Consider the following 11,423-nt stretch of genomic DNA (forward strand, 5'->3'; position numbering starts at 1 on the left):
GGTGGGTCGTGATGGATTCGAACCATCGACCAATTGGTTAAAAGCCAACTGCTCTACCAACTGAGCTAACGACCCAAAACTGGTGATCAGTGCCTGGGACCCTGATCGATCCCGGAGCGGCTCAGCAACTGCCCCGGAATATCGAATATGGTGGGTCGTGATGGATTCGAACCATCGACCAATTGGTTAAAAGCCAACTGCTCTACCAACTGAGCTAACGACCCAAGCGAGGCGCATATAGTAATGATTTTTCCCCGACGATCAACCCTTTCACACCATCTTCTTTAAACTTTTTTGAATCGCTCAACCTTATCCCTTGTCTGAGCCCAGAAATTTTCTGGCCAGACCGGCTGCATCGCTTTCCGGATAATCACTAATAACCTGCTCCATCTGTAGACGAGCCTCAGCTTTTTGATCAAGCCGGTCAAGCGTTACACCTAATTTGTAAACGGCGTCCGGCGCTTTGCGATGATCTGCATAACGGGTTGCTACAATAGAAAACGCCTGGCGGGCCTGCTCAAGCTGAGGCTTTACCAGATAAACCTCTCCCAGCCAGTAGTAGGCGTTCACCGTAAGATCCCCTTCAGGGTATTTATCGATAAACTCATAAAGCCGGCTAATGGCTTCATCGTATTTCTTCTGGCTATGAATGAGATCCTGAATAGCCTGGTACGCCTTTCGCTCATCGGCCTCAGGCGAGCGATACTCACGGATTTCAGCTTTAGTCTCTTCACTGGTACCGGCTTCACCACCTGGTGCTCCGGAAGCCTGAGGCTGGGCTGAAACCTTCTCAGAAAGATCAAGAATGCGTTGATCAAGATCGATGTAACGATCCCTACCCTGATCCTGCAAACGTTTGATGAGGTGCCGCTGCTCCTCGGTTTCACCCTGGAGCCGCCGAACTTCACCCTGGAGCTGCTGAATCATGTAAAAGAGCTCAGAGGTCGCCTGGCTGGTATTTGCCTTGCGCTGCGCCTCTGAGGCGTTGCTCTGGAATGCGGGCGTAGATGATTGCGCCAGTGTCATTCCCGCGTGCCCGAAGGCAAGCGGAAAGACAACTGCCGCCATGAGCTGTTTTCTCATGGGCTTAACCTGATGTTGTATGTGTGTTTACTCGAATACGAGTTCCACACGGCGGTTCTGTGCCCATGCACTTTTTGACGAACCCATAACCGCCGGCTTCTCTTCACCATAGCTTACGGTTTCCATCTGGCCCCGTGAAGCACCATTCACAATCAGGAAGCGCTGCACGGCGTTGGCCCGACGCTCACCCAGTGCCAGGTTGTATTCCTTGGAACCACGCTCGTCACCGTGACCTTCAAGCCGCACGTTCTGACCTGGGTTGTTGGACAGATAACGAGCGTGAGCCATTAGCACATCCCGGGCTTCCGGCTTGATCTCGGAGGTATCAAAATCAAAATAGAAGGTTGTGATATCCCGCAGGGCTTCCTGCTCGGCTTGCTGCTGAGCTTCCATCCGCTCTTCTTCGGTCATGGAAGAGGAAGAAATACCGTCCTGATCACTACCGCCATAAACGGTAGAGCCGCCATCCTGATCGATGGCCGCAACGTCAGAGCCGTAACCCTCTTCATCCATGTTTTCACCTGTAGTGCTACAACCCGCAAAGAGACCTGCGGAGAACAAAAGAGCGAGTACTTTGGTTTGAGCTGACAACTTCATGGTTCATTCCTTTCGGTTGATTAACTTACACTTCTGTTTTTCAGATGACTGCTCATGCACTCATCCACTACCGAACAATAGGCCCCCAGGCCGGGTCGCGTACGTCACCTTCCGAAGCAGGAAGACTATAAGCGGCACCGCCATCAGCGGAGATAACCGTCAGTACGCTTTCACCACTTTGCTTGGTGGCATAAATCAACATGCGGCCATTTGGCGACACGCTGGGGGACTCATCGGACCCTGTACGAGTGAGAACTGTTTCCTCATCGTTTTTAAGATTGGTACGGGCAATTGTGAAGGCACGGTCACGCTGGTGCACGTAGTACACATAGTTCCCGGAAGCATCCGGACGCGGCCTTGCGTTGTAACGGCTACCAAACGTGATCCGGCGCGGCTCGGCACCCGGTTTTGCCATGTAGTAGATCTGCGGGCCGCCAGACCGGTCTGAGGTAAAGAATATGCCATCGCCCGAGCTATCCCAAGCGGCCTCAGTGTCAATAGCCCAGTGATTAGTGAGTTTCGTCGCTTTCCGGGACTGAAGGTTCATCTGATAGATTTCAGCGTTGCCATCCTTCGATAAGGTCATCAACAGCGACTGCCCATCGGCCGACCAGGCCGGGGCTGAATTCAGGCCCGGAAAGTCAGCCACTTTCGAACGCTCACCAGAACCTATTTCATGCACAAAAATCACGGGTTTTCCGGTCTCGAACGAGACATACGCGAGCTTTTTACCGTCCGGTGACCAGGCGGGTGAAAGAATCGGCTCTTTGCTCTCCAGTCGGATTCGGGCACGCTTCCCATCAATATCACTCACTTGCAGCCGGTAACGGGGCTCCCCACTCGCCCTGTCGAGCGTTACGTAGGCCAGTTTGGTTGAGAAAGCGCCGGGAACCCCAGTAATGGATTCATACACCTTATCGCTAATATGGTGAGCCAGAGACCGCATATTCGAAGCGGGCGCGGCAGCCGTCTCTCCGAGAATCCGCTCTTCGCGGTTGACATCAAACAGCTCGTAGCGAGCCTGTACTCGATCCCCATTGCGGGTGAGTTCGCCTACGAGCACGTAGCGCTGACCAAGCAGGCGCCAATCGCGAAAATATACGTCGGACCGTTTTGACGGAAGGCTAAGCATTTTCTCAGGAGGCAAAGGGCGAAACTCGCCACTCATAGCCAGGTCTGCCTGCACAATGCTACTCACCTTGTCTCCGGCAGGCATGCTGCCATTTTCTGCAAAGGGTACTACGGACACAGGAATTGCTGAGTCGGCACCCTCGGTAACCCGGATCAACAGTTCAGCCTGGGCGCTGGTCACCACAACAAGCATCAGAACAAGCGCTGCAAACATAGCCTTCAAGGGTCTGAACGAAATTTCATGAATCATGATGTTACCCGCATCCTTATCTCAATCTTCGAGGATTGAATTCGATCGTAAACTGGCGGAAATAGGTTTCAAACGTGTCCCGCTCACTCGGCACCGGGTATCGGCTTAAGGACCTTACGGCGCCTAGTGCAGAGTTATCAAACGCTGTGTTTCCGCTGCTGGCCACAAGTTTGACGCCCGCCAACTCTCCGGTCGGCAGCAATGTAATCTGCAGGCGTGCAGTCATATCTTCCGTTGCTGAGGAAGGCGGATACCAGGCCTGACTGAGCCGCTCACGGATAAGTGCCTGATACTTCTCGCTCTCCGACAGCATCTGTGTTTGTCGGGCCTTGGCGGCGGCGGCCTGCTCTTGCCGTCGCGCTTCATCTGCACGCGCTTTTCTGGCTTGCTCGGCCTGAGCTTCAAGCTGCTGTTCCTGCAATCGACGCTCAGCCTCCAGCCGCTTGCGCTCGGCTTCCTGTCGCGCCTGCTCCTCTTTCTGCTTTCGTTCAGCTTCTTCCCGTTTGCGCTGCTCTTCCTGGCGTTGCTTTTCTTCCTCTGCCTTGCGCTTGGCCTCTTGCTGACGCTGTTTCTCCGCTTCGGCTTCTGCCTTACGGCGCTCACGCTCTTTCGCTTCAGCTTCCGCTTTCTGGCGTGCAGCTTCCGCCTCCCGGGCTTCGCGAGCCTTACGCTCTTCGACTTTTTTCTGCTCTTCAGCCTTACGCTCGGTTTCTTTGCGTTTCTTCTGCTCTGCGGCCTTCCTAGCCTCTTCTTCCTTCTGTTGCTGGCGCTTCTGCGCTTCTATCTGCTTCTGTTTTTCGAGCTCTTTTTGCTCTTGCTCTCGATCCGGCTGCTCTACCGGCTCAACAACCGGGCTGGGCTCCGGCTTCTGCTGGGTAATAAGGCGCGCGGAAATGCTGCTCGGTGGCGGCTCCTGTATTGAAGAAGACCACGACCAGCCAGCCAGGGCGACACCTACGATGAGCAGATGCAAAGCAACCGACAGCGCGACCGGCGATTTCCAGGGTGGCACTCCGGTGCTGGTAAACTCCCGCTCCTGACCTGTCACAACAATTCCACCTGAACTGATCTCACGTTTCGTCCGAGGCCGAGTCGGTAATCAGACCAATACTGGTTGCCCCCGCGCCCTGAAGTGTGGCCATCAAACGAACCACCGTGCCGTAATCCACATTCTCATCGCCGCGCACAAGTATGTCGCTCGACGTCCTCTGAGACAGAATTTTGGCCACTTGTTCACGAACTTCTGAGAGCGGCATTGGGTCGCTGCCCTTGTCACCAACTTCCACGTAATAGGCTCCATTCGCATCGACAGAGACGATAATGGATTCCACATTCTTGTCTGCCTGAATCGGGTCTGATGACGTCTCCGGCAGATCAACTTTCACCCCCTGAGTCAGCATGGGCGCTGTGACCATAAATATAATCAACAGCACCAGCATCACGTCGATGTATGGAACGACGTTGATTTCCGACATCGGCTTTTTCCGACTTTCGGGCATCATCCCCATGCCTTTCATAGCGCTGTACCCCGGCTGTTAAGGTTTAGCATCGGTGCTCTCGCCACTGCGCTCTTCACTATTCAGCGCCCCTGTCGGCACTGTTATTTGTACTATGAACACGACGATGCAGAATGCTGGAGAACTCGTCGGCAAAGGTTTCGTAGTTCTTCAGAAGTGCGTCCGACTTGGTAGAGAAACGGTTGTAGGCAACAACTGCGGGAATCGCTGCAAACAAACCCATGGCGGTTGCTATCAACGCTTCTGAAATACCCGGAGCCACCGTTGCCAAGGTCGCCTGCTGCACTTGCGCCAGCCCGCGAAACGAATTCATGATGCCCCAGACAGTACCAAACAGGCCGACATACGGGCTGGTAGAGCCTACAGTAGCCAAAAACGGCAAATGAGCTTCCAGACGCTCCTGCTCGCGGGAAAATGCGACGCGCATGGCGCGCTGGGTGCCCTCCATAACGGCATCCGCATCCCGGCTTTGCTGGCGCAGCCTGGAAAACTCTTTGAAACCCGCTCGAAACAAGGATTCCATGCCAGAGAAGGGGGTCGGTTCGGCATTCACCTCCCGGTAAAGCTGCCCCAGATCCATACCGGACCAAAAGCGCTCTTCAAACGCGAGCTGCGCCTGCCGGGCTTTGCGAAAGACCTGATAGCGCTGAAAAATCAGCGCCCATGACACCACCGATGCGGCCGCAAGTAGCAACATGACCAGTTGCACCAATACACCGGCATTTGAGATCAGACTCCAGACTGATAATTCCGAATCCACCGCTTACTCCTGGCTTGTTTCGTGTTCCGTTTCAGGGTGCGGCCTGCTCTGCTCAAGCAAGCCTCGCATATTTTCAGGTAGGCGCATTGGCCGCCCGCTGTCGAGGGCTATACACGCTACTTTTACATCTGCTTCACACAACAGTTTCTGGTCATGCACCCGCACAACCCTTTGCCTGAATTCCATCCAAACCCTGCCAAAGGCCACAGGTTCCGCTGTTACAACAAGCTCATCATCCAGCTTCGCAGGGGAGGCATAATGAATCGACAAGCGCTGTACAACATAACTTATGTTGTCGGCCAAACCTGCTCTGAGGCCTACCCCGCAGCTGCGAACCCACTCTGTACGGGCACGTTCCATGTAGTGCAGATAACGGGCATGAAAAACAATACCACCGGCGTCGGTATCTTCAATATAAACCCGGACGGGCCAACCGAACGCTGCTGTCACTTCACTGTTAATCAACAGGGCCTCCTTCCGCGTCTGTATCCGCCCTCACAATGCCAAAATGCTGATAAGCGTGAGAGGTCACCATACGACCTCTGGGGGTACGCATCATGAACCCCTGCTGAATCAAGAAAGGCTCAAGCACATCTTCAATGGTGCCGCGCTCCTCGCTGATTGCAGCGGCCAGGCTTTCAACCCCCACCGGACCACCGTCAAACTTCTCGATCATCGCCAGAAGCATGCGCCTGTCCATGTGGTCAAAGCCCTCGCTGTCCACTTTCAGCATGTTCAGAGCCTGATCCGCAATACCTGCGCTGATGTGCCCATCGGCCCGAACTTCCGCATAGTCTCTTACACGCCGCAACAGGCGGTTAGCTATCCGGGGCGTGCCGCGTGAGCGACGAGCTATCTCGTAGGCGCCCTCTTCATCAATATCGACACCTGAAAGCCGCGCCGAGCGAGCAATGATATGAGTAAGGTCCGCCGTATTATAGAATTCCAGGCGTTGCACAATGCCGAAACGATCCCGCAGTGGAGACGTTAGCAACCCTGCTCGAGTAGTTGCGCCGACCAGGGTAAAGGGGGGCAGATCCAACTTGATAGAGCGTGCTGCCGGCCCTTCGCCAATCATGATATCCAGCTGATAGTCTTCCATTGCCGGGTAGAGTATTTCTTCGACTACGGCACTGAGTCGGTGAATTTCATCAATAAAAAGAACATCGTTCTCTTCAAGATTGGTGAGCATCGCAGCCAGATCACCGGCTTTCTCGAGAACAGGGCCGGAGGTCGTCTTTATCGCCACGCCCATTTCATTGGCAATGATATTGGCAAGCGTGGTTTTACCTAGCCCCGGCGGCCCGAAAATAAGAACATGATCCAATGCTTCCCGGCGACCCCGGGCTGCAGAGATAAAAATGTCCATCTGCTCCCGCACCGCAGGCTGCCCCACATACTCGGAGAGCAACGCGGGCCGGATAGCACGATCCTGAACCTCTTCGTTGTCACCGGCCCGGGCTGAGATCAGTCGGTCGGATTCAATCATTTACTTTTCCGTTTATCGGGAATCAACAGATTGCCACTTAAAGCCAGAAGTGCACCAATTGTACAAACAGCCCTGCGCGTGTCACGTTACGCTCTCTACAGGTTTGGCGCTACATAAGCGACACATTAAAGTCATGTCATCATGCAGGGATCATATTTCTCAATGCAAGGCGAATCAGTGCTTCGCTGGACATGCCCTCTTCCGCCACCTTGGTGATTGCACGGGCGGCCTCCTGGGGCTTATAACCAAGCGCTATGAGCGCTGCCTCTGCTTCGTCTGCAGGATTGTGGGTGGCTACTGAAAGCTGGGGGGAATCTGTTATCGAGCCTGTTGTGCCAGCAGACTCAGGCACAAAATGGCCTTCCAGTTGCTTGATGCGGTCGGTCATCTCAATCAGCAAACGCTCGGCTGTCTTTTTACCAACACCCGGGAGCTTGACGAGAGAGTTGATATCACGCCCTTCAACACAACGAATAAACTGCTGGGCATCCAGGCCGGACAGAATACCGGCAGCCAGTTTGGGGCCAACGCCGTTTACTTTGATAAGCAATCGGAACAGATCGCGATCAAGACGCGCAGCAAAGCCGAAAAGACTCTGAGCATCTTCGCGCACCGCAAAATGTGTATGAAGGGTAATTTCCTGTCCGGGTTCGGGCAGGTGAAAGAAGGTGGTGTAAGGAATATCTACTTCATAACCCAGGCCGCCACATTCAACCAATGCCTGCCCGGGAGTCTTTTCGACCAGAATACCTCGGATACGACCTATCAAGGATTGCCTCCTGCCGCTCCGCAGAGCAGTTTATTGTTGTCGCACACGCCCGCTGCGCGCCTTGCCCGTAACACCGGCTACTCTCAGGATACTTTGATTCATGTGCGCATGGCACAGTGCAATTGCCAAGGCATCCGCGGCGTCAGCCTGTGGTTTACGGGAAAGTGACAGCAGCACCTGAACCATGTGCTGTACCTGGGATTTGTCAGCGCCGCCCTTGCCGACCACAGCTTGCTTGACTTGCCGTGCGGAATACTCGTGAACCGCAAGCCCACTGGTGGCTGCGCCAACAATCGCAGCTCCGCGAGCTTGCCCGAGCTTGAGCGCCGAGTCGGGATTGCGCGCCATAAAAACCTGTTCGATGGCAAATTCCTGGGGCCGATACTCACTGATCAGGCTCACCAGGCTCTGAAAAATGATTCGCAGGCGCTCCGCCATGGGCTTTTCGCCCACGCGTATGCACCCGCTATCGATATATTCTATGTGCCTGCCCTCAACACGGACAATACCGTAACCGGTGATCCTTGAGCCGGGGTCGACACCCAGAATAATCGCCACATCAGTGCCCTTCTATTGACCTGTCAGCGCCCCGCTTATTGTTCGCCAGCACCTGACGTGTTCCCTTCAGCCGCTTTCGCTGACTTACGCAAGCGGATGTGCAGTTCGCGCAGCTGCTTCTCATCCACTTCACCCGGCGCCTGAGTCATCAAACAGGTAGCGCTCTGGGTTTTCGGGAAAGCAATCACATCACGAATCGAGCTGGAATCGGTCATCAGCATAATCAGGCGATCCAGGCCAAATGCCAAGCCACCATGGGGCGGGCACCCGTACTTGAGTGCATCAAGCAGGAAGCCGAACTTGGCACGGGATTCTTCTTCGCCGATGCCCAGAATGCGGAACACTTCCTGCTGCATTTTATCGCTGTGAATACGAATGGAACCACCACCCAGCTCGGTGCCGTTCAGAACCATGTCATAAGCGCGAGACAAAGCCGTCGCCGGATTGGCCGCGAGCTCTTCCGGGCTGCAACTAGGTGCCGTGAACGGGTGGTGGATAGCGGTAAGGCCGCCATCCGGCAGCTCTTCGAACATCGGGAAATCAACGACCCACATCGGGGCCCATTCACAGGTCAGCAGGTTCAAGTCGTGCCCAACCTTGATACGCAGTGCGCCAAGGGCTTCATTCACAACCGTGGTTTTGTCGGCGCCAAAGAACACGATATCGCCGTCCTTCGCTCCGGTACGCTCAATAACGGCCATGGCGACGTCATCACCCAAAAACTTGACGATAGGCGACTGCAGCCCTTCAATACCTTTGGCAAGCTCATTTACCTTGATATAGGCCAGACCTTTGGCACCATAAATACCCACAAATTTCGTGTACTCATCAATCTGCTTGCGGCTCAGTGCGCTGCCCTGGGGTACACGCAGAGCTGCCACGCGTCCTTTTGGATCCTTGGCTGGCCCGGCAAACACCTTAAAATCAACACCGGCGACCAGATCGCCCACGTCCTGAAGCTCCAGAGGAATACGCAGATCCGGCTTATCACTGCCGAAGCGATCCATGGCTTCGGCATAAGGCATGCGAGGGAATGACGGCAAATCGACATCCATGACATCCTTGAACAGAGAACGAATCATGCCCTCATTCAGGCTCATCAGGTCTTCTTCATTGATGAACGAAGCTTCGATGTCCACCTGGGTGAATTCAGGCTGACGATCCGCTCGCAAGTCCTCGTCACGGAAGCACTTGGCAATCTGGTAGTAACGATCCACGCCCGACACCATCAGCATTTGCTTGAACAGTTGAGGCGATTGCGGCAGTGCGAAAAATGAGCCTTCATGGGTACGGCTTGGTACCAGGTAGTCCCGCGCGCCCTCTGGCGTCGCACGGGTCAGGATGGGTGTTTCCACATCCATGAAGCCGTTGCTGTCGAGGTAGTTGCGGATATAGCTGGTTACCCGTGAACGGAAGCGCAAACGGTTCAGCATTTCCGGGCGACGGAGATCGACAAAGCGGTAGCGCAGGCGAACATCCTCACCTACATCCACATGCTCATCCAACGGGAATGGTGGCGTAGCTGCTGCGTTCAGGATGGTAACTTCCTTACCCAACATCTCGACTTGCCCCGTGGGCATGTTGTTGTTCTCTGTGCCGGCAGGACGGCGACGTACAAGGCCTGTGACTTTCACCACATACTCGCTGCGTACTTTTTCTGCCAGCGCAAAGCTTTCCTCGGTGTCCGGGTCTACTACGACTTGCGCAATACCGTCCCGATCGCGCAGATCCAGGAAGATAACCCCACCATGGTCACGGCGGCGGTGTACCCATCCGCAAAGTGTAACTTCCTGATCAATGTGAGATTCGTTGATCCCACCGCAATAATGACTGCGCATACCGGTTCCCGTAGTGTCTGATGTTTGAGGTAAATGATGATGTCTGGCAAGCAAGTGGGCAGGGCTTTCCGAAACCGTGCGGAGCCATGGATGGCGGAGCCGAGCGTACACGGACGTATTTACAGCGTGTTTCGGAAAGCCCTGCCCACTTGCTTGTTACGCCAATCTGGCCTGCTCTGTAAACAGGCAGGAACCATACTGGAAAAGCCCGTCATTATAAACATATTGGCGCCGGAAATCAGGCGCGTTTGGACCGGAATAAAAGGGTTCGGGTGACTAGCAACAGGCAGATCGCTAGAATGCGGCATTCACACGTCATTGGAGCCACCACCTTGTCAACCAGAGCCGAGCAGAAACTTGCTACCCGACGCACGCTGATGGACGCAGCACTAAACCAGCTAAGTGCGGATCGTGGCTTCGGAAGTCTGAGCCTGCGGGAAGTCGCTCGAGAGGCTGGAATCGCACCAACATCCTTTTATCGACACTTTGCCGACCTGGATGAGCTAGGGCTGGTACTGGTCGACGAAGGCGGGGTGGCCCTGCGGCAACTGATGCGCCAGGCGCGCAAGAGGATTGCCCGGGACGGTAGCGCCATCTCCACTTCGGTTGAGACTTTCATGGAATATCTTGGCAACAATGCCAACGTATTCCGGTTAATGCTCCGGGAACGCACCGGCGGCTCCAAACCCTTTCGGACGGCCATCAAAGCCGAGATTGATCATTTTGTGACAGAGCTCGCCGACGACCTTCGACGCTTTGCCGAAGAGCAGCACAAGCCTTTGGCTGATGCCCGAGTAGTTGCCGAAGCCATGGTAACACTGGTATTCAACCAGGGAGCGGAAGCGCTGGACGCCACGCCAAAAGAACGGGAAGAACTGAAGATAAAATTGAAAACCGAACTTCGAATGATTCTGATCGGCTCCCAAATGATGGCCAAGCATGCATCGATTCGGTAAGCGAACCTGGCAGACGCAATTACTCAGCTGACACCCAACTCTGACAGAACAGGCGCGAGAGATCGCAGAACCTCTGCCAGGGTGCTTTCGTCGTAAGGGACTGCCGGCTGCTTACCCCACACAGGGCCGGGCCAGGCCGGGTCACCCTCAAAACGGACAATGTGATGCAGGTGCAACTGGGGAACCATGTTCCCGAGCGCAGCAACGTTCATCTTGTCTCCGCCAAACACTTCCATCATGCCACGACTAAGCGCAGAGGATTCCTGAATCAGCAGGTGCTGCTGCTCCGAATCCAGCTCATAGATTTCACGGATGCCGGCAAATGCCGGCACCAGAATAACCCAGGGCCAGGTCTGATCATTCATCAGGCGAATGTCACACAGTCCACTGCGCCCAAGGCTGATGGTATCTGCAGCCAACCGCTCGTGAAGCCTGTATTCCTGACCCTGACTCATCGTTGCCCCCCCTGCCCTGA

13 protein-coding genes and 2 tRNA genes are annotated in these 11,423 nt (G+C 54.8%); 1 reads left to right on the forward strand and 14 read right to left on the reverse strand.

Translation table 11 applies throughout. The features are described 5' to 3' along the window. Positions 1-2: 2 nt before the first annotated feature. From Q4606_RS06200 to aspS, 13 genes are all read right to left on the reverse strand, one after another. Positions 3-75, reverse strand: a tRNA-Lys gene (locus tag Q4606_RS06200). A gap of 73 nt (positions 76-148) precedes the next feature. Next, positions 149-224: transfer RNA gene (locus Q4606_RS06205), tRNA-Lys, on the reverse strand. An 85-nt stretch (positions 225-309) separates the two neighbouring features. Next, positions 310-1,083 (reverse strand): tol-pal system protein YbgF, encoded by a 774-nt coding sequence (ybgF, locus tag Q4606_RS06210; protein ID WP_303593093.1) that lies wholly within the window; start codon positions 1,081-1,083, stop codon positions 310-312. A 27-nt stretch (positions 1,084-1,110) separates the two neighbouring features. Continuing rightward, positions 1,111-1,680 carry a peptidoglycan-associated lipoprotein Pal gene (gene pal, locus Q4606_RS06215; RefSeq protein WP_303607023.1) on the reverse strand — a complete coding sequence of 190 codons (570 nt, stop codon included), beginning with the start codon at positions 1,678-1,680 and terminating at the stop codon, positions 1,111-1,113. 67 nt (positions 1,681-1,747) lie between these two features. Then, positions 1,748-3,025, reverse strand: coding sequence for a Tol-Pal system beta propeller repeat protein TolB (gene tolB, locus Q4606_RS06220; RefSeq protein ID WP_303607356.1), 1,278 nt, complete (start codon positions 3,023-3,025; stop codon positions 1,748-1,750). Positions 3,026-3,077: 52 nt separating this feature from the next. Continuing rightward, positions 3,078-4,109 (reverse strand): cell envelope integrity protein TolA, encoded by a 1,032-nt coding sequence (gene tolA / locus Q4606_RS06225; RefSeq protein WP_303607024.1) that lies wholly within the window; start codon positions 4,107-4,109, stop codon positions 3,078-3,080. A gap of 22 nt (positions 4,110-4,131) precedes the next feature. Then, positions 4,132-4,578: a protein TolR gene (gene tolR, locus Q4606_RS06230; RefSeq protein WP_303593099.1), complete on the reverse strand. Its 447-nt coding sequence runs from the start codon at positions 4,576-4,578 to the stop codon at positions 4,132-4,134. Between the two features lie 58 nt (positions 4,579-4,636). Beyond that, positions 4,637-5,338 (reverse strand): protein TolQ, encoded by a 702-nt coding sequence (tolQ, locus tag Q4606_RS06235; RefSeq protein ID WP_303593101.1) that lies wholly within the window; start codon positions 5,336-5,338, stop codon positions 4,637-4,639. A gap of 3 nt (positions 5,339-5,341) precedes the next feature. After that, a complete protein-coding gene (gene ybgC, locus Q4606_RS06240) occupies positions 5,342-5,800 on the reverse strand; it encodes a tol-pal system-associated acyl-CoA thioesterase (RefSeq protein ID WP_303607357.1) in 459 nt (152 codons plus the stop codon). Beyond that, entirely contained in the window at positions 5,796-6,827 is a 1,032-nt protein-coding gene (gene ruvB, locus Q4606_RS06245) for a Holliday junction branch migration DNA helicase RuvB (RefSeq protein WP_303607025.1), read from the reverse strand. The genes ybgC and ruvB overlap by 5 nt, the downstream gene beginning before the upstream one ends. Positions 6,828-6,966: 139 nt before the next feature. Then, entirely contained in the window at positions 6,967-7,596 is a 630-nt protein-coding gene (ruvA, locus tag Q4606_RS06250) for a Holliday junction branch migration protein RuvA (protein ID WP_303593107.1), read from the reverse strand. Between the two features lie 30 nt (positions 7,597-7,626). Then, the gene (gene ruvC / locus Q4606_RS06255; RefSeq protein WP_303593108.1) at positions 7,627-8,154 is read right to left on the reverse strand and encodes a crossover junction endodeoxyribonuclease RuvC; all 528 of its coding nucleotides are present in this window, start codon (positions 8,152-8,154) and stop codon (positions 7,627-7,629) included. A gap of 35 nt (positions 8,155-8,189) precedes the next feature. Then, positions 8,190-9,992, reverse strand: a complete 1,803-nt coding sequence (gene aspS / locus Q4606_RS06260) for an aspartate--tRNA ligase (RefSeq protein ID WP_303607026.1) — start codon at positions 9,990-9,992, stop codon at positions 8,190-8,192. Between the two features lie 332 nt (positions 9,993-10,324). On the opposite strand from aspS, the gene fabR reads away from it, so the two are divergent. Continuing rightward, positions 10,325-10,948 carry an HTH-type transcriptional repressor FabR gene (gene fabR, locus Q4606_RS06265; RefSeq protein ID WP_303593111.1) on the forward strand — a complete coding sequence of 208 codons (624 nt, stop codon included), beginning with the start codon at positions 10,325-10,327 and terminating at the stop codon, positions 10,946-10,948. A 23-nt stretch (positions 10,949-10,971) separates the two neighbouring features. On the opposite strand, the gene Q4606_RS06270 is transcribed toward fabR, so the two are convergent. Continuing rightward, positions 10,972-11,403 (reverse strand): HIT domain-containing protein, encoded by a 432-nt coding sequence (locus Q4606_RS06270; RefSeq protein ID WP_303607027.1) that lies wholly within the window; start codon positions 11,401-11,403, stop codon positions 10,972-10,974. Between the last annotated feature and the right edge of the window lie 20 nt (positions 11,404-11,423).

It is taken from the genome of Marinobacter sp. 1_MG-2023, assembly GCF_030549045.1.
In the GTDB taxonomy this organism is placed as follows: Bacteria; Pseudomonadota; Gammaproteobacteria; order Pseudomonadales; family Oleiphilaceae; genus Marinobacter.